Source organism: Haloferax sp. DFSO52 (assembly GCF_048158745.1).
GTDB lineage: Archaea > Halobacteriota > Halobacteria > Halobacteriales > Haloferacaceae > Haloferax.
Window position 1 is genome coordinate 140,514 of the sequence record NZ_JBLOPB010000002.1, and the last position, 18,175, is coordinate 158,688.

Below are 18,175 nucleotides of genomic sequence, written 5' to 3' on the forward strand. Positions count from 1 at the left end.
GACGAGGGCTGGTAGCTCAGTTAGGCAGAGCGTCTGGCTTTTAACGGGGCTACGCAGTTTGCGTGGTTTCGGAAGACACCAGACGGTCGGGGGTTCAAGTCCCTCCCAGCCCGTTCTTACATCCGCGAGCGACAGCGAGCGGTGGTCAGACGCCACTGGGAGGAGTTGAATCAGGGAGCGAACGCAGTGAGCGAGTGAGGTTCAAGTCCCTCCCAGCCCGTTTCTACACTTCTGAGCGAATGCTGACGACACAGTAGGTCTACTGAGAGTATCCAGTTGGTGACTCTGGTTGTTGGTTCTCTGTGGATTCACCCATAGATATTCATTTTGACAGCTTATCGAGGCCGTGCTGAATACAGCGCGCATATCTCGCAAGGTAACTCTCGGGAATGACTGGTATCCAGTGGATTCGTATTTCGCTCACATCGTCGTATTCGCTCGCCGACATTTATGTACAAACGGGGACAAAACCTATTGTGTACAGACGGTTCCTCCTCTCCACGTTGGCAGTTCTTCCTGTCTGGGGGACTGGATGTCTCGGCCAACAAGAGACGTCGCCCGACGGTGGCGCAGGACAAAGCGACTCGGGAGCGGGCATCAACGACGCGAAGCTCCAGTTGGAGGGCTACCAGAATCATCAGAAGGCAATCGAAGATGGCTATCGAAATACAGGCACCTGTATCGAGGGGCTGGGTACCCCGTTCGTGAGAGATGATGTCTCTCAGGTTTCCTACGACAATCCGAACGTGCTCTTGTACGAACGGAGAGACACCGACCAGTACGAACTGATGGGTGCCGAGTGGTTCGTCCCTGCCAGTGACGTCGAGGAACCTCCTGCACTCTTTGCTGGTGATGACCGGCAAACGTTTCGTGGGCCGACGGAGGGCCATTATTCGGGACAGCCTACGCATTATGGACTCCACGTCTGGTTGTTCACCGAGAATCCGAACGGACAGTTCTCGGATTCCAATCCCAATCTAACTTGCTCGAACTGAACACGGTCCCACTCTGCTGCATCCATCCCCTGTCTGTGTCACTCCATTCATGTCCGATTCTATAGAATCATGTCGAACCTCCACAGGTATTCACTTTCGCTGTACGCCGACCATTCATCTCTAGCTGAAACGTGGTGAAGACATGGAGAAAGCGGCGCATCCAAAGCAGCGGGGGCAATGCAGTGAAGCGGCCATTCTCTTCGAGTTCGTTCGCAACGGCGTCACGGTACTCGAACCGTTCGGTGACAACGAACGGTACGATTTCGTCGTCGAACTTGGCAGTGAGTTCTATCGAGCGCAAGTGAAAACTGGACGGCTAACTGATGGCCGAGTTCAGTTCGAAACACGAAGTTCGGGGACGCTGACTCGGAAAATCAAAAAGGAAGGATACGACGGACAAATCGATGTCTTTGCTGTCTACGCTCCCGACCTCGAACAGTCGTACATCGTGCCCATCGACGAGGCACCACGAACGTCGATGGGACTCCGTGTCGAACAAGCACGGAAGAAGTCGCCGAACATCAATTGGGCAGACGATTTCTCGCTAACAGCGTGGATTGACCACGTACGGCCGTAACTTGGCGCCCTCATTGCTTCCGTATCTTCGCCTTGACAGGCGGCTCGACCACCGCGAGTTCGTAATACTCACCATCCTTCCGAAACCCGAGTACCACCTCTTCGACGCCAGACCCCTCACCTAACTCGACTTCGAGATGCTCGGTTGACATTTTATTCGTCAAGATTGTTGGATATCTAATACTAAAAACATTTTCCGGGGGCTGCTAGAGTTTCAGGAACTACACAGAGACGGTCGAGACAGAATGTGACGGTTGCGGGGACAAGCTTCGTTACTCGGTCGGTGTCGTGGACGTGCCAGTCGCCGTCTCTCCGACCGGAATCTCGACCTCCCACTCGTCGCGTCCCCAGTCGAGGCGAACGATTGCTTCGTCACCGTCTCCGACCATCTCTGTGGTACTCTCCAGTTCGGCCGTCGTTCCTGCATCGAGCGTCACTGTGGCCGTCTTCGACCCCGAGACGTAGTTCCCCGTCAGACTCGCGCCGAACGTTCCCACTCCCTCGCCGACGTTCTCGACGGTTGCCCGAACCGTCGCACTCGTCTGTTCACCGGCGGGTATCTCTGCCGGCATAACAGTGAGATTTGAGACGCGGAACCTCGGCGGGCGGTTCAGTCGCTCCAGCGTCGCCGTCGAGAGCGAGTGAAGCGTCACCTCTCCATCGGTGACGTCTCCCGTCTCGTACTGGCCGTCTTTCGAGACGGCGAAGGCGACGTCGGTGGTGTTCGACTCCCACGAGACCGGTTGGCGTTCGGCCAACTGCACTGTCTCGTCGTTCAACTGGAGGGACACTCGCTCGCGAATTGCGTCGTCGTCGAGCGGCGAGTCCACCTCGACAACCATATACTGGACGCCGGGGCGTGCGTGGACGTGTGGATGCACACCAGCGAGGGGATACTCGATGAAGTCTGTGACGGAGAGTCCAGTGACGGAACGTTCGATAGACGTGGAGTCTGTCTGCTCGTCGTCAGTCTCGGTATCGTCCGGCGACGAGTCGGTCGGACTCGCGTTCGTGTCACCATCGACGCTGTCGGCGAGACACCCCGCGAGTCCGACCAGTGCGAGGCACCCAGTCGTCAGCGCTTCTCGGCGTGTCACGTCGGTGGAGGGCATGTCTGCCAGTTGCCACTCTCGCGGTAAATGTTTCGTGTCTGTCGCGCGCCAAAGAATAGGCCGCAAACGCGTGCCGTCGCCGTCTATCCCTGTTTGAACACGACGCCGCCGCCGGTCTTCGGGTACTCCCACGTGACGTTGTCGTAGGGGCATCCGAACCGGCAGGTCCCGCATTCGAGGCAGTTCTCGTAGGCGATGTGTGGAACGCCGTCGCCGTCGTCTTCGACGGTCCAGACCGCCGCCGGACAGACGTTGGTGCACTCGTTAGTCGTGCAGTCTGTACAGACGTCTGGATTCTCGACGCCGAGGTGGGACTCACCTGCGTCACGGTATTTGACCGTGTAGAGACGGTCCTCGATGCTGACGTCTGGAACGTGTGGTTGTGCTGTGCTCATGATAACATCCTCCGGAAGCGCCACGCGCGTTTCGCGGCACCGAACCACCCACCTGCAGCGTCGAGGAGGCGGTCACGGGCCGCGTCGGTGTGTTCGTCTTTCGACGTGCGGTCCATCCTGAAGAACTCCGTCTCGGCGTCGGCCAGCGCTCGCGGTAGGTCCTCGAAGAGGAACTGCCGGTCGTCTGCGATGGTCTGCTGGAACCAGTCGTAGTGGCGCAGGTTCTCGACGACGAACGAGTTCTCGAGGTCACGTGGGTAGTCGGCCAGTGCCGCTTCGTCGCTGCGGCCGTCTGCGAGTGCAGCGACGATGGCTTTCCCAGCGTGGTAGCCACTCTCGACGGCCATGTTGGTCCCTTCGAGGTGGACACCGCTGTTCAGCACCAACCCGGCAGCGTCACCGACGACGACGGCCCCGTCGTGGACGAGGTCCGGCATCGCGTCGGCCCCACCTTCGGGGATGACGTGCGCGGAGTACTCGATGCGGCGACCACCACGAATGAGTGGTGCGACCGCTGGGTGCGATTCGAAGGCATCGAGCGTCGCTTCGGGTGTCTGGCCGTGTGCTGCGTCTTCGATACGGTAGGCGACACCGACGCTGACGGTCCGTTTGTTGGTGTAGACGAACCCGCCACCGACCGCCTTGCCGACGGCACCTTCACCGAAGTACTGGTAGGCCGCACCGGCGTCGCCGTCGAGGCGGAACCGGTCGTCGATGGTCTCGCGGTCGAGTTTGAACACCTCTTTGACCGAGACGGCCACGTCTTCGCGGTCGGGACTCGCTTTGAGGTCTGCGCCCTCGCTGACCAGCGAGTTCGCGCCCTCTGCGAGGACGACCACCGGGGCGCGAATCTCCCCGTCCGGGCGGTCGGTCTCGACGCCGACGATTTTCTTCCCGTCGCGGATGAGCCCCGTCACCGTCGTCTCGGTGATGAGTGTCACGCCCGCTTCGACGGCCTGCTTGGCGAACCACTCGTCGAACCGTCGTCTGATGACGGTGTACGAGTCGTTGTGTGGTTCGTCGCGCCACGCTCCGGGCCGTACAGAGACGGCCGTCTCGTCACCGTCCGCGGTGAGCATCGAGAAGCGTTTCTCGGCTATGTAGCGCTCAGTCGGCGCGTTGTCGATGTCGACCAGCTCGCGGAGTGTCGGCGTGTAGAGGACGCCACCGAAGACGTTCTTCGTCCCCGGTGCAGGGCCGCGTTCGAGCATCAGCACGTCGAGTCCCTCGCGGGCCATCGTTATCGCTGCCGCCGTTCCCGCGAGGCCCGCTCCGACGATGATGGCGTCGTACGCGTCGTTGTAATCAGGCGTCTCCGAGACCATCTTCGGGAGTTGCAGGCTTCCGTTCTCAGCTCCATCAGCGCTCATGCGACCACCTCCAGAACGTCGTTCTGGCGTACTCGCAGTCGCTGTCTCCGACAGCTCATGCGACTACCTCCTGTTTCTCGCGAATCATCGCAGTGAGTTGCGGCAGCACCTCGTGGAGGTCACCGACGATGCCGTAGTCGGCGTTGTCAAAGATAGCTGCATTCGGGTCGGTGTTGATTGCGACCACGTAGTCGCTGTCGTTCATCCCTTCGAGGTGCTGGACGGCACCCGAGATACCGGCGGCGATGTAGAGGTGTGGCCGAACGGTCTTGCCCGTCTGGCCGACCTGTCTGGCGGGTTCGACCCAGCCTTCGTCGACGGCGGCACGACTGGCGGCGACTTCGCCACCGAGTGCCTCCGCGAGTTCGACGATTGGTCCGAAGTTACCTTCACATCCTGCACCGCCGGCGACGACGACGTCGGCGTCGGTGATGTCGACTACGTCGCTGACGACGCGTTCGATGACTTTCGAGAGTGTGTCTTTCTCCTCGACGACGACACTGACTTCCTCGACGGCGTCGGCATCGACATCCGTCTCGACAGGGTCGCTCGCGTCGAAGACGCCGGCACGAACAGTCGCCATCTGTGGGCGGTGTGACGGACACTTGATGGTCGCCATCGCGTCACCGCCGAAGGTCGGCCGACTCGCGAGGAGGAGGCCTTCGTCGTCGACGTCGAGTTCGGTACAGTCGGCGGTGAGTCCGGCGTGTGCCGGGACGGCGACACGGCCCGCGAAATCGCGGCCGGTGTGCGTCCCACCGATGAGGACGATACTCGGTTTGCGTTCTTCGACGAGTGTGCGGAACTGTTCGCCGTACGGGTCGGCCCGGTACGGTTCGAACACCGGGTCGTCAGCGAGCAGTGCGTGGTCTGCACCGCGTCTGACTGCTTCGTCGGCGAGGTGAGAGACACCGTCGCCCATCACCAGTGCAGTGAGCGGTTCGCCCATCTCGTCTGCGAGTTCGCGGCCCTTCGTGAGCAGTTCCCACGAGACGGGCACTGCCTCGCCGTCGTGTTGTTCGACGAAGACCCAGACGCCTCGGTAGTCGTCGATATCGATTGTCATTCAGAGTACCTCCATGATGTGGTCGTACAGTTCGTCGACGTCGTCGACTTGCACGCGTTCGCGTTCGACTGGTGACGCCGTGTCCATCCCGCCGACTTTGGTCGGTGAGTTGGCAAGCCCGACTCGGTCTTCGATGCCGAGGTCGGAGGCGTTCCACTCGACGGGTTCGAACTCCGTCTCGGCGAAGATTTTTCGGTGGAGACCTGCCGGACGTGGTCGGTTCGCACCGAACTCCATCGCGACGACGACAGGGAGTGTGGCGGCCACGCGTTCGTAGCCACCCTCCACGTCTCGTTTCCCGACGAGGACGCCTTCGTCCGGACGTGGTTCGAGTGATTCGACGTAGGTGAGTTGCGACCACCCGTTGTGGGCGGCGATTCCTGGCGGCACCTGTCCGGTCGAAGAGTCGGTACTCTCCTCGCCGCAGATGACGACGTCCGCGTCGAGTTCTGCTGCCGCTCGGGCGAGTGCGAGGCTCGTCGGCCACGTGTCACTCCCCCCGAATGCGCGGTCGGTCAGCAGGACGCCGCCGTCAGCGCCAGCACCGACTGCCGTCTGGAGGACGGCCTTCGCCGGCGGTGGGCCCATCGTTATCGCGGTCACTGTCCCCCCGACCGCTTCGCGGAGTTCGAGTGCGGACTCGACGGCGTTCTGGTCGGGCCTGTTCAGAACTGCAGGGGCGTCAGACCGGTTCAGAACCCCTGTATCGGGGTCGATCGTAACGTCGTCCGCGTCGGGTACTTGTTTGACGCAGACGACGATGTTCCATCCGTCATTCATGATTAGACGGCGCCGTCGTATGCGGCGCTCGAAATGAACTACGTACTAGGAATGTACATACCGGGGCGGTCATTCTCGAAAAATAGGAACGGAATATGCGCTATTATTCCCCGGATGACGTACCTTCCGTCAGGAGGGTCACCAATGTACACTCATATCCTCGTTCCCGTCGATGGCAGCCCAGAAGCCGAAAACGCAGTGGGCCACGCCGTCCATCTCGCCGCTGCGGTCGGTGCCGAGGTACACGCACTGTACGTCGCTGGAGCGCAGTCTGCCGACGAACCGACAGCCAGGGCGGTCGCAGACCGCGGACGGCGCGCCCTCGAAGACGTTCGTGAACGCGCCACGGAACACGACGTGACCGTCGATACGACCGTCGCCGAGGGCGAACCTGCACAGACGATTGCTGACTTCGTCGAGACGACTGGTGCGGACCTCGTCGTCATGGGAACTCACGGACGCGACGGCGTGGACCGACTCCTCAACGGAAGCGTCGCCGAGCGCGTCGGCCGACTGGTCTCGATTCCCGTGATGTCGATTCGCCTCGGGGCTGGAGAACAGGCGGTGACCTCACCGCTCGAGGCCCAGCGCATCGCCCGCGAGAAACTCCAAGTAACGGGACACGAAGACGCAGTCATCGAGTCGCCGTCGCACCAGCGAACCGCGTGGGTCGTCCACGCCTCCGACGACAGCGGCGAGTACAACATCCACATCAACAGCGCGTCGGGACGGGCAAAACTCGTCCACCTCGGCTGAGAGCGCTCGTTTTTCTACGCGTCGAGGTCCATCAACTCGGCCGCCTCGTCGAGGAACGACTCGTACACCGACATCGCGTCCTCGATGGGTTTGGGTTCGGTCATGTCTACGCCCGCCGTCTTCAGCACGTCGAGTGGGTACTCGCTTCCACCGAGTGCGAGTGCGTCGCGGTAGTCTGCGGCAGCAGACTCACCGTCTTCGCGGATGCGTTCGACGATAGCCGCGGCAGCAGAGATGCCCGTCGCGTACTGGTAGACGTAGTAGTTGTAGTAGAAGTGGGGAATCCGCATCCACTCACGAGCGATGTGGTCGTCCGTCTCGGCGGGGGCGTAGTACTCCGCTTTCAGGTCGCCGTAGAGCTGGTCGAAGCGGTCCGGAGTGAGTGCGCCGTCCGCCTCGACGATTTCGTGAATCTGTAGTTCGAAGTCGGCGAACATCGTCTGGCGGAACAGCGTCGACCGGAAGCGTTCGAGGTACTCGTCGAGGACGTGCATCCGGAGTTCGTCGTCGTCGACGTTCTCCAGCAGATACTCGGTCAAGAGCGTCTCGTTGACCGTCGAGGCGACTTCGGCCGTGAAGATGTCGTAGCCCGCGTCGTGCCACGGCTGGGCGTCGTTGGCGAGTTCGGAGTGCATCGAGTGGCCCAACTCGTGAGCGAGCGTGAACATGCTCGCGGCGTCGTCCTGATAGTTCATCATGATGAACGGCTGGGTGTCGTAGGTACCGGACGAGAACGCGCCGGCGCGCTTGCCGCGGTTTTCGTACACGTCCACCCAGTGGGTTTCGAGGCCCTCAGCCATCCGCGACTGATACTCTTCTCCAAGCGGTGCCACTGCTTCGACGATGTACTCCTTGGCCTGTTCGTAGGATATCTCCGGGCCGTGGCCGCCGGTCAGCGAGACGTAGAGGTCCCACATCTGCAACTCGTCGGCCCCGATGGCTTCCCGCTTCAGTTCGGCGTGTCGGTGGAGGTGTTCGAGATTGTCGCGAACGGTCTCTATCAGGTTGTCGTACACGTCAACCGGGACGTTCGGGCCGTCGAGTGCGGCCTGTCGGGCGGTGTCGTAGTTGCGGATGCGGGCTTTCTTTACGTCGGCCTTGACGCTGTTTTTCAACGACGATCCGACGGCGTTGCGCACGTCGTACCAGCGGTCGTAAAACTCCTCGTGGACCGTCCGGCGGAACGCTCTGTCGGGGTGTTTTTGCAACTTGGTGAAGTTCCCCTGCGTAATCTCGACGGACTCTCCATCGGGTTTCTCGACGGTCGGGAACTCCATGTCGGCGTTCGCGAGCATCGAGTAGATGTCGCTCGGCGACCCTGTCACGTCAGAGAGGTCCGCGAGCACCGCTTCCACTTCGGCCGACCGGGTGTGTTCTTTCGTCCGAAGCACGTCGTCGAAGTGGTGTTCGTAGGCTTCGAGCGCCGGTTCTTCTTCGACGAACTCCTCGACACCCGCACGGCCGAGTTCCTGTATCTCTGGGTCGAGATAGCTGACTGCACTTCGTGCCTTCGACGCGAGCGCTTCTGCACGACCGGCCTGCGCTTGATACTCCTGATTTCGCGTGTCTTCGCTGCTCCGAAGGCTGGCGTACGAGACGACCATCGACACCTCACGAAGCACCGATTCCATCGTCTCGAGGAGTTCGAGAAGCGTCTCGGGGTCTTCTGTTGCACGCCCTTCGTACGCTTCGAGTTCGGGGATGCGCTCGACAACGTCCTCGTAGGCGTTTTCCCACTCCTCGTCGGAGGTGTAGATACTGTCGAGGTCCCACTTGTACTCCTCGTCGATGTCGCTCCGCTCGGGAACCGAACTCATGATTCACCCGTCGTTCGCGCGGGTGGTAAGCCTTGTCAATCGACTGCCGGCGAGGAGAAGAGCGGGCGAAGTAGCGTCGAGATTAGTGTCGTGTCGCTCTCGCTTGTCGTACCTGCGCACCGTCACGAACCATATCCTCACAGTGAGGACAGACTCGCGGCTCCTCCATGCCTTCTGGTGCAAACACCCGTACGTACCCTTCCGTAACGAAAGAACCGCAGTTCTGACATTGTGGCATGGTACCTCGCCGTACCACGTCGGATTAGTTAGAAGTTATGCACAAATTATATATCCGCGTGTCTGACATGGGGCACAAACCACTTTGACTCCCACGGTGTGAGTGAGCCATGGACGACCTTTCTCCGGCGGCCCGTGACGCGTTCGCTCGAACGTGGACAGACGACAGACCGTGGGAGTTTCTCACCCGACTGACCGCAGTGGGTGACAGAATGGCAGGAAGTGACGGCGACGCTCGTGCGGCCGCCATCGTCGCCGACGCGTTCAGGGACGCCGGTGTCCGCGACGTGGAGTACGACCCCTTCGAGATGGCGTCGTGGTCACGCGGGGAGACGACGCTCGAACTCACCGCGCCCGACGAGCGAACGTTCGAGGCGATTGCTCTCCCGTACGCTCCGGCGGCGGCTGTCTCTGGTCCACTCGTCGATGTCGGGTACGGAACGCCGGCCGAAATCGACGACTACGATGTCGAGGGAGCGATCGTCGTCGCCAGTACGACCACGCCCGAGGGCGGGCGGTTCATCCACCGGGTAGAGAAGTTCAACTACGCCATCGACTCCGGTGCGAAGGGATTCGTCTTCGTCAACCACGTCCCCGGGCAACTGCCGCCGACTGGCACGCTCAGATACGACGAGGAGGCAGTTGCACCCGCGGTCGGCGTGAGCAAAGAGACGGGCGCGTGGTTGACCGACTACGCCAAGCGGGGTGGAGCGGCACGACTCACTATCGACGCCAGCACAGAACCCGGTGAGAGCCGGAACGTCGTCGGCCGCGTTGGCCCCGACACCGACCGAGAACTCGTCTTCTGTGCGCACTACGACGCCCACGACATCGCCGAGGGTGCACTGGACAACGGATGCGGCATCGCGACTGTCGTCACCGCAGCGCGAATCCTCGCGTCGATGGACCTTGATTGCGGCGTTCGCGTCGTCGGTGTCGGTGCCGAAGAACTCGGTTTGACCGGTGCGGAACATCTCGTCGAGACGCTGGACGTCGACCGGGTCGCCGCCGTGGTAAACGTCGATGGTGCGGGTCGGTTCCGCAACATGGTCGCGATGACGCACGCCTCGGACGCGATGGCGGACGTGGTCGAAACAGTTTCCGACGAGCTGGGACACCCGATTCGCGTCGAGTCGGAACCCCACCCGTTCAGCGACCAGTGGCCGTTCGTCAGAGCAGGGGTCCCGTCAGTGCAACTCCACAGCGACAGCGGCGAACGCGGCCGTGGCTGGGGGCACACGCACGCAGACACGCGCGACAAAGTAGACGACAGAAATATTCGCGAACACGCGATGATGACCGCACTTTTGGTCCGTACACTCGCAGTAGAAACGGCAACCGACACGATTCCGAGACTCGACGGCGACGAACTCGTCGCTGCCTTCCAGGAAGCGGAGTTCGAGACGGGAATGAAGGCAGCAGGCATCTGGCCCACTGACTGGGAGTAGCCCGCTCCGACTCCGATTTCTGGTTATTTGGCGTCGATTCCGCGACAGATACGCGACCCGACGCGCCACCCGATTCTATCTGCGAGCGCCCGCTCTCGGAACGCGTCGACAGCACTCGCTGCGGCGTCAGGGTCGATACCGAACTCGATTCCCGGATATTCGACGGCAGTGAGGACGAGCGGTGTCGGTCGTGCAGGGGGAACGCCGTCCGGTCCCTTCAGATGCGTGGGGCCGAGAACGTCGTCGACTTTCGACATCGGTGCCGCCCCCGACCCGACGGCCTGAACCAGTGAGACGAGACGGCGGACGAGTTCGCGGGCGAACCCGCCTGCTTCGACGCGGACGAGCAGAAACTCACCATCTCTGGTCAGGTCGCCGTCGACCGTTCGGGTGGTTCCGTGTTCGTCGGGCGTGAGGTTGTGAAAGTCGTGTTCGCCGCGGAGCGCGTCGAACACGATGGCTGCGCGTTCGTCGTCGAACGTTTCGGCCGGTGCGTAGAGGTCGTAGACGTACTCCCGACGATTCGGCCGGTGTCTCGCGTGAAAGTCGTCGGGAACGTCGGCAGCGGCCCACGCCCTGACGGTTCCGGGGAGTTCGGAGTTCAACGCCCGTGGGGTACACCAGTCGGGACACTCGAACGCGACGGTCTGTGCGAGTGCGGAGACGCCGGCGTCGGTCCGGCCGGCAGCAGCATAGCCCGGTGGGGCCGCATCCGTCTCACAGAGGCCGAGGTCGCGGCAGGCGTCGAGAATCGTATCTTCGACGGTCGGAACGTCCGGTTGTCGCTGAAAGCCGTAGTACGGACGGCCGTCGTAGGCGATACGGAACGAGCGCATGAAAATGAGGTTCTCCGTGGCCGTACTTAATCGCCCCCACTCGATGGCTGACGACGGCGTGTCTGTTCGGCTATTCGTCTTCGAAGGGTTCGTCCTCGCCGCGGATAGTGAGTATCGGCACGTCGGTCATCCGGAGGACACGTTCGGTGACGCTCCCGATGAGATAGCGTTCGAGTCCGCGACGGCCGTGGGTCCCCATGACGATGAGGCCGACGTCGTGTTCGTCGGCGTATCGCAGAATCGCGCGGTGTGGCGACCCGTGTTCGACGGCCGTCACGACGTCGACGTCTGCCCGTGCGACCGACTCGGCGGCCTCCGAGACGATTTTTTCGCCTTCTTGTTCGTAGGCGCGCACGAGGCCACCGGCGTCGAGTTGTGTGGCGTGGAGGACTCGCTCGTCGACGACGTAGACCACGTGAATCGTCGACCCAAGCGTTGCAGCGAGTTCGATGGCCTGGTCGAGGGCCGACTCGCTCGGGGCACTCCCGTCGACGGGGACGAGAATCGTATTGTACATCTCGATTTTCGATAGGATGGGCAGGGAGAAAAGGACGTTCGCAAACCTCACTTCGCGAGAATCGATGTCTGTAGATGTAGACGAGCGTGAACGCGACGGACCGAATTTCCGACCTTACTCGAAGTCGGTGTAGGTCGGTTCGTCTACGTCACCGGGGAAGTCGTCGACGGGGACGGTCGTCTGGTCGCCAGACTGCATGTCTTTGATGGTCACTTCGCCGTTCTCTAAGTCGCGTTCGCCGACGATGACGACGGTGCCGGCGTTGATGGAGTCGGCGTAGGACATCTGTGCGCCGAAACTCCGGCCGGAGACGTCGACTTCGACGACGTTCCCAGCAGCGCGGAGGTCACGAGCGATGCGCGAGGCGACGGTTCTGGTGTCGCCCACGGTGAGGATGTAGTAGTCCGTCGTGAGTTCTTCTTCGGGCCAGACACCGGCACGCTGGCAGAGCAGTTCGAGCGGTGCAGCACCGATGCCGACGCCGACTGCAGGCGTGGGTTGGCCGCCGAACGACTCGATAAGGTCGTCGTAGCGACCGCCACCGAAGGCTGCACGTGAGACTTCGCCCGTCGAGTCGAAGCACTCGAAGACGACGCCCGTGTAGTAGTCGAGGCCACGAGCAGTCGTCAGCGAGACGTGGCAGAACTCGCCAGCGCCGAAGTCCTCGGCCGCCGCGAGGACGTTCTGGAGATTTTCGACCGCCGATTCGACGTTCTCGCCGCCGAATTCTGCGATTTCGTCGAGGTCACCACGCTCGATGAGGGAGGCGAACTCGTCGGCCTGGTCGTACGAGAGCCCCGCATCCGAGAGGAGGCCCAGATACTCTTCGCGCTCGACTTTCTCGGACTTGTCCACGGCACGGACGGCGTCTCGAACGTCGACATCGGCGTCGAACGACCGGAGGAGGCCGCCGAGGATGTCGCGGTGAGAGACGCGGAACTCGAAGTCGTCGGCGGTGAGACCGAGGTCGGTCATGGCGTCTGCTGCGAAGGCCAGAATCTCGGCGTCGGCCTCCGGTTCCGAGGAGCCAAAGATGTCGGCGTTCGTCTGGTAGAACTCGCGGAAGCGACCCTGTTGGACCTGTTCGTAGCGCCAGAAGGGGCGCGTCGAGACCCACTTGATGGGCTTCGACAGCGCCTGCTGTTTGGCGACGACCATCCGGGCGACGGTCGGCGTCAGTTCGGGGGCGAGCGAAATCTCACGGCCGCCTTTGTCTTCGAAGGCGTACAGTTCTTCGACGATTTCCTCGCCGGATTTGTCGACGTACATCTGGGTCCGTTCGAGATACGGCGTCCCGATTTCGCGGAACCCGTAGCGAGCGGCAGTCGTCTCGACGGTGTCGATTACTTCGCGTCGAGCCGACATCTCCTCGGGGTAGAAGTCACGAAATCCCTTGAGTCGGTCGTACATGCCCAGTCGTTGGCGAAGGCTCCGCTTGAAACCTGTTGTTCGCGAGCGCGGCGAACTCCCAGTCGCTACTGACTATCGGCCATCGAGACGAACCCTGTGGGCGACTACCCGACCACCGAGACGAGTGTCGACACGTTGCCGATTGCGATGAGCGTGACACCGGCGACGGCGAGGAAGGCGGCGACGAGCCGTGTTCCGAACTGGGCTTCACGAAGGACGACGCCACCGAGGATGACGGCGACGACTGCCTGTGTGTTGATGATGGGTGACCCGATACTGGCCGGCACGAGCGAGAAGGCGACCGAGGTGACGTGTTCACTTCCAGCGACCAGGAGCCCCATGGCGGCGAATTTCGGCAGGCTGGCCCGAACTGGTTGCCAGTCACGGACGGCAAGCGGAAGCAAGACAACCGTCCCACCGACGAAGAGAATCGGCACCCACAGCGTCGTCGGGATGGACAGTTCTTGCAGGGCAACGCGCTTTCCAACGTCGCTGACGGCGTAACAGATGGCGCTGGCGAGTGCGAACTGCGCCGGCCGGGAGTTCGCTGCCCGCCGAAGTGGGTCGAAGAGGCCGCCTCCTTCGTAGTTGGCGACGTACACCGCCATCGTCGCGACGGCGACACCGACGAGTTGGAGTGCGGTCAGATGCTGTGAGAGGAGAATAATCTCGATGGGGAGGACGAAGACGGGGACGAGTTTGTTTATCGGCGCGACGTACGACACGTCACCGCCGTCGAGGGCTTCGATGAAGAGGACGAACCCGAGGCCGATGAAGACGATGGTGATGAAGACGACAGCGACGCCGACGATGCCGAGTTCGGCGACCGTTGGAATCGACGCCGGGTCGAGGCTCGTTCCCGTGACGGGTGCGTACCACGCGACGGCGAAGATGTTGACGACGACTGCGAGTTGCGCCGCGGCGTAGCCTTCGAAGTAGCGTTTGAGGCCGAAGATGTAGACACCCCACCCGAGGGCAGCGAGGACGGCGAAGAGAATACCGGGGTCCATACTACGTCTCGCACTCTGGGAGATGAAAAGCGACGTGATACGGGTCTATTGACCGATGTTATCCGGGTCTACTGAGCGGTTCGATGCCGGTCTGTCGGATACTTCGACACGACGCAGACTGGTGGGCTGCTCGCTGTCGCGTCACTCACCGTCGGCCGTGAACGTAGCTCTGGATGTGGTCTGGGAAGACTTCCTCGACGGCCTCGGCACCGTGTTCGTCGGCGATGAGCTGTCTGAGTTCACCTTCGTAGTCCGCCTTGGGAATCTCGTCGGACGGCCCCGTCTCGACCTCGAGATGTGATTCGACCAGTCGGTCGACTGCCCCACGCCCAAAGCCCGAAAGCGGTGAGAGGTAATCGACGCCGTGGCGGTCTTCGAGGCTCTGTGCCTGTGCGCGCGAAATCGACGGAACCCGGTCGTCGCGACGCGTCCCGTCTGCAACGGCGTCGAAGTCCAGTCCACACACTGCTTCGAGCGCGTGTTCGTGGACGGTCTGGATGCCGTTGCGTGGATACCCGTCTTCGACCATTCGCGTGGCTGCCTCTTCGGCAACCTCCCGGTCGAGTTCGAGCGTCTCGAACTCGTAGCCGAGTTCCAGTGCCGCGTCTCTGGCGTACTGCCAGTCGTCGGTGACGCCGAAGTGCGCCGTCACGAGGGTCACGTCGTAAAACGTATCGAGAAGCAGTGCGGCGAGCGAGGAGTCCTTCCCACCGCTGTAGAGGAGCGCGAGTTCCACGTGTTACCGGCGACGGATGTTGAAGCTCTTAGACTCCGGCTGGAGCTCTTTCAGAAGTGCCTTCATCTTGGCGTCGTCGATGCGGTCCTGGATACGGCCGCTCTGTGCGAGGGCGACGATCTGGCGTTCGACCTGTTCTGCGAAGTCCGGCTTGGACATCTGGACCGCGTTGAGACGCTGGCGTGCTTCGTCGGTCAGATACTGTTTGAGGAGTGCCTGTTTCTGCTGTTCGGCGCGCTGTTGGGCGGCTTCCTCGGCCTGTTGCTGCTCTGCGGAGCCCTGCTGTCCTGCTTGCTGTTCCTGGAGCTCTTGCATCTTCTTGCGTCGAAGCTCCTCCAGTCGCTCGTCGTCTGGGCTACCACTCATACACTAGCGCACGGTCTGCCGTCTGAAAACCATTACGGACCCGTCTACTGACCGCTCTCTCTGGGGTCTACGGCCGAAGAAGAACGTTCGGGGTATGTCGGCGTCGTCTACGCGTAGCGCTCGAGTTCCGGACGGTCGAGTTCTGCGAGAACGTCGGAAGCGGCGTTGTCGAGGAAGCTGCTGCCTTCGGCGGTGATGCGGCGACCCTCGCCTTTTGCGGTCTCGATGAGTCCTTCCTCTTCGAGCTGCTGGAGAAGCTTGCGGATGACCTTCTTGCTGCCGGTGTCGCTGTGTGCACCCGCGACACTGTATCGGTTCGACCCACGCTTGAGGCCACCGTACTCGGTGGAGAGGCGGTCGACACCGACTGGGCCGTTCATGGCGACTTTGCGGAGCAGACTGGCGCCACGGATGAACCAGAAGTTGTCTTGTTGTGGGGGCAGTTCACGGGTCTGGCCGGTCTTTGCGAAGGCCATCCAGTCAGGTTGCTCGATACGGTCCTCGAGTCGTCCGGCGACCTCGTCGATGAGGGCGTCCGCCGGGACGTCATAGATGGTTACCATGGCTAAGGGTTCTTAATCGCGGCGTTTAAAGGCATCGTATTCGCCCGATACGGGCAGTTGGAGGCTCCTGTGCGCCGACCGGCGTGTGTCGGATTCACACTCTCAGATGCAGGTCGTCAGGCTCGCCACCCACGGGCGCTCTCGAGGCCCAACACGATGCCACCGAGAATCGTCGGAACCCAGTAGATGAACCCGCGAAAGAGAACGACACCGGCAGTCGCCACGTCGAACGAGACGGCACCACTGGCCGCCGAAACGAGGATGGCGAGCGTCCACTCGATGCCACCCGCACCGCCCGGAAGCGGGGTCACTCCGGCGATTGCACCGATTGGGACGACGAACAGTGCGATAGAGAAGGCAATCGGTGCGCCGATCGCGTGGAACGCGACCCAGAGGCCGACCATCTGGAACAGCCATCCGAGGCCCGACAGTCCGAGTGCGATTGCCAGTCCGCGTGGGTTCCTGCCGACGCGTTCGATCGCCCGAAAGAAGCCGTTGATTCTGCGTTCGACACCGTCTGTCGATGGAACGCTCACGCGAGGGATGTAGCGTGCGCCCGTCTGAATAATCGGGGTCAGCGCGTCGATGAGTTTCCGTTCGAGTTCGTACCGTCGCTCCCATGCGATGTAGACTGCTGTTGGGACGCCGATCGCGAGGCCAACGACTGCGACGAGCGCGATTTCGAGGTTGCGTCCGAGCGTGACCTCGGTCGCGTAGTACCCCGCGCCGATGAGTGCAATCGTGATAGACGGGACGAAGTTGAGTGTGTCGACACTGGCGATGGCGGCGAGTCCCGTCTCGTATTCGGTGTCGGCACTCCGCGAGATGAGGAGTGCTGTGACGGGTTCGCCACCGGCCTGCCCGAACGGCGTGATATTGTTGGAGAACATCGCTCCCGTGAAGACGAGAAACGACCGCAGAACGCTGATGTCGACGCCCAGAACACCGAGGACGGTCTTCAGCGACGACCCCCACGTGACCAGCCAGAGTATCGTGATGACGAACAGCCCTGCCAAGAACGCAGGGCCCACCATCGTCAAGCGGTTGATGAGTTCGTCGACACCCGCGAAGTAAAAGAGGACGGCAAAGACGACGAATGCTGCGGCGAACCCGAGTATCGTCGCTCGAATATTCTCGCGGGCCATCTGCCAGAAGTGGGGCCACGAACGGCATTAAGCCACCGAATTCAACAGACGGTTCGATGCACGTCCGGCCCGCGCTCCGTCCGTGTCACGGATAGATGGACATTTCCCCCGGGGATGACACACGTGGTGTATGGACGAGCGCACCGCCCTCCGATTGCTCGCGGCGGACCTCCCCGGTGCAGGTGACGATGCCGCACTCGTAGACGGTCTCGTCGTCACGACGGACATGCTTCACGAGACGACGGACTTCCCCGCTGGGACGACTCGCTACACTGCCGGGTGGCGAGCGGTCGGCGCATCGCTGTCGGACGTGGCCGCGATGGGAGCGACAGCAGTCTGTGCAGTCGCCGTCTACGCGGCACCCGAACTCGACGAGACGGAACTCTCTGCGTTCGTCCAGGGTGCACGTGACGTGTGCGAGGCCGTAGACGCTGAGTACGTCGGCGGTGACCTCGATACACACGACGAGTTCACGGCGGTGAGTACGGCCATCGGTCGTACCGACGACCCAGTGCTTCGCTCCGGTGTCAATCCGGGAGACGTACTCTGTGTGACGGGCGAACTCGGTCGCTCGGCAGCAGCAGTTCGCCTGTTCGAGATGGGCGAGGCAGAACGTGCGAACGACCTGTTTCAGTTTACACCGCGCGTCGCCGCCGGTGTCGAACTTGGGGACGTGGCGACGGGGATGATGGATTCGAGCGACGGACTGGCGCGCTCGGTCCACCAACTCGCAGAGGCGAGTGACTGTGGGTTCGAACTCGACTGGGATGCGCTTCCGGTCCACGACGCAGTCGATGCGGTTGCGACCGACGACGCCGACTTCCGTGACCTCGCTGCGTACTTCGGGGAAGACTTCGAACTCGTGTTCACGATTCCCGAAGCCGAACTCGACGCGGTTCGCGACGAAGTCGACGTCCCGCTCACCATCGTCGGACGGGCGACCGAGGGGTCGGAAATCGTCGCCGACGGCGACGCAGTACCCGACCGAGGATACACCCACGGCGGCGACTGACTGGCGAAACGCTACTTTTAGACGAACC

20 protein-coding genes and 1 tRNA gene are annotated in these 18,175 nt (G+C 62.0%); 6 read left to right on the forward strand and 15 right to left on the reverse strand.

Annotated elements, in window-relative coordinates:
- Window positions 1-5 precede the first annotated feature (5 nt).
- From ACK3SC_RS10405 to ACK3SC_RS10415, 3 genes are all read left to right on the forward strand, one after another.
- Window positions 6-113 (forward strand) — tRNA-Lys (locus ACK3SC_RS10405).
- Between the two features lie 363 nt (window positions 114-476).
- Window positions 477-995, forward strand: coding sequence for a hypothetical protein (locus ACK3SC_RS10410; RefSeq protein ID WP_416840108.1), 519 nt, complete (start codon window positions 477-479; stop codon window positions 993-995).
- 142 nt (window positions 996-1,137) lie between these two features.
- Window positions 1,138-1,572: a group I intron-associated PD-(D/E)XK endonuclease gene (locus tag ACK3SC_RS10415; protein WP_416840109.1), complete on the forward strand. Its 435-nt coding sequence runs from the start codon at window positions 1,138-1,140 to the stop codon at window positions 1,570-1,572.
- Between the two features lie 10 nt (window positions 1,573-1,582).
- Here the strand turns inward: ACK3SC_RS10415 and ACK3SC_RS10420 are convergent, their stop codons facing one another.
- From ACK3SC_RS10420 to ACK3SC_RS10445, 6 genes are all read right to left on the reverse strand, one after another.
- Complete coding sequence (locus tag ACK3SC_RS10420) at window positions 1,583-1,723, reverse strand: hypothetical protein (protein WP_416840110.1); 141 nt, start codon at window positions 1,721-1,723, stop codon at window positions 1,583-1,585.
- 120 nt (window positions 1,724-1,843) lie between these two features.
- Window positions 1,844-2,683, reverse strand: coding sequence for a hypothetical protein (locus ACK3SC_RS10425; RefSeq protein ID WP_416840111.1), 840 nt, complete (start codon window positions 2,681-2,683; stop codon window positions 1,844-1,846).
- An 83-nt stretch (window positions 2,684-2,766) separates the two neighbouring features.
- Window positions 2,767-3,078 carry a ferredoxin family protein gene (locus ACK3SC_RS10430; protein ID WP_416840112.1) on the reverse strand — a complete coding sequence of 104 codons (312 nt, stop codon included), beginning with the start codon at window positions 3,076-3,078 and terminating at the stop codon, window positions 2,767-2,769.
- Window positions 3,075-4,448 (reverse strand): FAD-dependent oxidoreductase, encoded by a 1,374-nt coding sequence (locus tag ACK3SC_RS10435; protein ID WP_416840113.1) that lies wholly within the window; start codon window positions 4,446-4,448, stop codon window positions 3,075-3,077. The genes ACK3SC_RS10430 and ACK3SC_RS10435 overlap by 4 nt, the downstream gene beginning before the upstream one ends.
- Window positions 4,449-4,503: 55 nt before the next feature.
- Window positions 4,504-5,514 carry an electron transfer flavoprotein subunit alpha/FixB family protein gene (locus ACK3SC_RS10440; RefSeq protein ID WP_416840114.1) on the reverse strand — a complete coding sequence of 337 codons (1,011 nt, stop codon included), beginning with the start codon at window positions 5,512-5,514 and terminating at the stop codon, window positions 4,504-4,506.
- Window positions 5,515-6,294, reverse strand: coding sequence for an electron transfer flavoprotein subunit beta/FixA family protein (locus ACK3SC_RS10445; protein WP_416840115.1), 780 nt, complete (start codon window positions 6,292-6,294; stop codon window positions 5,515-5,517).
- A 144-nt stretch (window positions 6,295-6,438) separates the two neighbouring features.
- On the opposite strand from ACK3SC_RS10445, the gene ACK3SC_RS10450 reads away from it, so the two are divergent.
- Window positions 6,439-7,050 (forward strand): universal stress protein, encoded by a 612-nt coding sequence (locus tag ACK3SC_RS10450; protein WP_416840116.1) that lies wholly within the window; start codon window positions 6,439-6,441, stop codon window positions 7,048-7,050.
- 14 nt (window positions 7,051-7,064) lie between these two features.
- Here the strand turns inward: ACK3SC_RS10450 and pepF are convergent, their stop codons facing one another.
- Window positions 7,065-8,867, reverse strand: coding sequence for an oligoendopeptidase F (gene pepF / locus ACK3SC_RS10455; RefSeq protein WP_416840117.1), 1,803 nt, complete (start codon window positions 8,865-8,867; stop codon window positions 7,065-7,067).
- Between the two features lie 347 nt (window positions 8,868-9,214).
- On the opposite strand from pepF, the gene ACK3SC_RS10460 reads away from it, so the two are divergent.
- Entirely contained in the window at window positions 9,215-10,552 is a 1,338-nt protein-coding gene (locus ACK3SC_RS10460; RefSeq protein WP_416840118.1) for a M28 family peptidase, read from the forward strand.
- 23 nt (window positions 10,553-10,575) lie between these two features.
- On the opposite strand, the gene truA is transcribed toward ACK3SC_RS10460, so the two are convergent.
- The 8 genes from truA to ACK3SC_RS10500 all read right to left on the reverse strand — a co-directional run bounded on the left by truA (window position 10,576) and on the right by ACK3SC_RS10500 (window position 17,135).
- A complete protein-coding gene (truA, locus tag ACK3SC_RS10465) occupies window positions 10,576-11,388 on the reverse strand; it encodes a tRNA pseudouridine(38-40) synthase TruA (protein ID WP_416840119.1) in 813 nt (270 codons plus the stop codon).
- 70 nt (window positions 11,389-11,458) lie between these two features.
- Entirely contained in the window at window positions 11,459-11,905 is a 447-nt protein-coding gene (locus tag ACK3SC_RS10470; RefSeq protein WP_416840120.1) for a universal stress protein, read from the reverse strand.
- Between the two features lie 114 nt (window positions 11,906-12,019).
- Window positions 12,020-13,315 carry a histidine--tRNA ligase gene (hisS, locus tag ACK3SC_RS10475; protein WP_416840121.1) on the reverse strand — a complete coding sequence of 432 codons (1,296 nt, stop codon included), beginning with the start codon at window positions 13,313-13,315 and terminating at the stop codon, window positions 12,020-12,022.
- A 104-nt stretch (window positions 13,316-13,419) separates the two neighbouring features.
- A complete protein-coding gene (locus ACK3SC_RS10480) occupies window positions 13,420-14,325 on the reverse strand; it encodes an EamA family transporter (protein ID WP_416840122.1) in 906 nt (301 codons plus the stop codon).
- A 145-nt stretch (window positions 14,326-14,470) separates the two neighbouring features.
- Window positions 14,471-15,061, reverse strand: coding sequence for an alpha hydrolase (locus tag ACK3SC_RS10485; protein WP_416840123.1), 591 nt, complete (start codon window positions 15,059-15,061; stop codon window positions 14,471-14,473).
- Between the two features lie 3 nt (window positions 15,062-15,064).
- Entirely contained in the window at window positions 15,065-15,427 is a 363-nt protein-coding gene (locus ACK3SC_RS10490) for a DNA-binding protein (protein WP_416840124.1), read from the reverse strand.
- A 107-nt stretch (window positions 15,428-15,534) separates the two neighbouring features.
- Window positions 15,535-15,990: a 30S ribosomal protein S19e gene (locus ACK3SC_RS10495; protein WP_416840125.1), complete on the reverse strand. Its 456-nt coding sequence runs from the start codon at window positions 15,988-15,990 to the stop codon at window positions 15,535-15,537.
- A gap of 116 nt (window positions 15,991-16,106) precedes the next feature.
- On the reverse strand, window positions 16,107-17,135 hold the full coding sequence (locus tag ACK3SC_RS10500) for a lysylphosphatidylglycerol synthase transmembrane domain-containing protein (RefSeq protein WP_416840126.1): 1,029 nt from the start codon (window positions 17,133-17,135) through the stop codon (window positions 16,107-16,109).
- Between the two features lie 130 nt (window positions 17,136-17,265).
- Between ACK3SC_RS10500 and thiL the strand changes: the two genes are divergently transcribed.
- Complete coding sequence (gene thiL, locus ACK3SC_RS10505; RefSeq protein ID WP_416840127.1) at window positions 17,266-18,147, forward strand: thiamine-phosphate kinase; 882 nt, start codon at window positions 17,266-17,268, stop codon at window positions 18,145-18,147.
- The last annotated feature ends 28 nt before the right edge of the window (window positions 18,148-18,175 follow it).

Excerpts from the sequence above, each read along its gene's own strand:
- ACK3SC_RS10445 (WP_416840115.1), bottom strand. The coding sequence starts at position 6,294 with ATGAATGACGGATGGAACATCGTCGTCTGCGTCAAACAAGTACCCGAC.
- ACK3SC_RS10460 (WP_416840118.1), top strand. The coding sequence starts at position 9,215 with ATGGACGACCTTTCTCCGGCGGCCCGTGACGCGTTCGCTCGAACGTGG.
- ACK3SC_RS10495 (WP_416840125.1), bottom strand. The coding sequence starts at position 15,990 with ATGGTAACCATCTATGACGTCCCGGCGGACGCCCTCATCGACGAGGTC.
- ACK3SC_RS10500 (WP_416840126.1), bottom strand. The coding sequence starts at position 17,135 with ATGGCCCGCGAGAATATTCGAGCGACGATACTCGGGTTCGCCGCAGCA.
- ACK3SC_RS10490 (WP_416840124.1), bottom strand. The coding sequence starts at position 15,427 with ATGAGTGGTAGCCCAGACGACGAGCGACTGGAGGAGCTTCGACGCAAG.
- ACK3SC_RS10415 (WP_416840109.1), top strand. The coding sequence starts at position 1,138 with ATGGAGAAAGCGGCGCATCCAAAGCAGCGGGGGCAATGCAGTGAAGCG.
- thiL (WP_416840127.1), top strand. The coding sequence starts at position 17,266 with ATGGACGAGCGCACCGCCCTCCGATTGCTCGCGGCGGACCTCCCCGGT.
- pepF (WP_416840117.1), bottom strand. The coding sequence starts at position 8,867 with ATGAGTTCGGTTCCCGAGCGGAGCGACATCGACGAGGAGTACAAGTGG.
- ACK3SC_RS10430 (WP_416840112.1), bottom strand. The coding sequence starts at position 3,078 with ATGAGCACAGCACAACCACACGTTCCAGACGTCAGCATCGAGGACCGT.
- ACK3SC_RS10480 (WP_416840122.1), bottom strand. The coding sequence starts at position 14,325 with ATGGACCCCGGTATTCTCTTCGCCGTCCTCGCTGCCCTCGGGTGGGGT.
- truA (WP_416840119.1), bottom strand. The coding sequence starts at position 11,388 with ATGCGCTCGTTCCGTATCGCCTACGACGGCCGTCCGTACTACGGCTTT.
- ACK3SC_RS10425 (WP_416840111.1), bottom strand. The coding sequence starts at position 2,683 with ATGCCCTCCACCGACGTGACACGCCGAGAAGCGCTGACGACTGGGTGC.
- ACK3SC_RS10470 (WP_416840120.1), bottom strand. The coding sequence starts at position 11,905 with ATGTACAATACGATTCTCGTCCCCGTCGACGGGAGTGCCCCGAGCGAG.
- ACK3SC_RS10450 (WP_416840116.1), top strand. The coding sequence starts at position 6,439 with ATGTACACTCATATCCTCGTTCCCGTCGATGGCAGCCCAGAAGCCGAA.
- ACK3SC_RS10435 (WP_416840113.1), bottom strand. The coding sequence starts at position 4,448 with ATGAGCGCTGATGGAGCTGAGAACGGAAGCCTGCAACTCCCGAAGATG.
- ACK3SC_RS10440 (WP_416840114.1), bottom strand. The coding sequence starts at position 5,514 with ATGACAATCGATATCGACGACTACCGAGGCGTCTGGGTCTTCGTCGAA.
- hisS (WP_416840121.1), bottom strand. The coding sequence starts at position 13,315 with ATGTACGACCGACTCAAGGGATTTCGTGACTTCTACCCCGAGGAGATG.
- ACK3SC_RS10420 (WP_416840110.1), bottom strand. The coding sequence starts at position 1,723 with ATGTCAACCGAGCATCTCGAAGTCGAGTTAGGTGAGGGGTCTGGCGTC.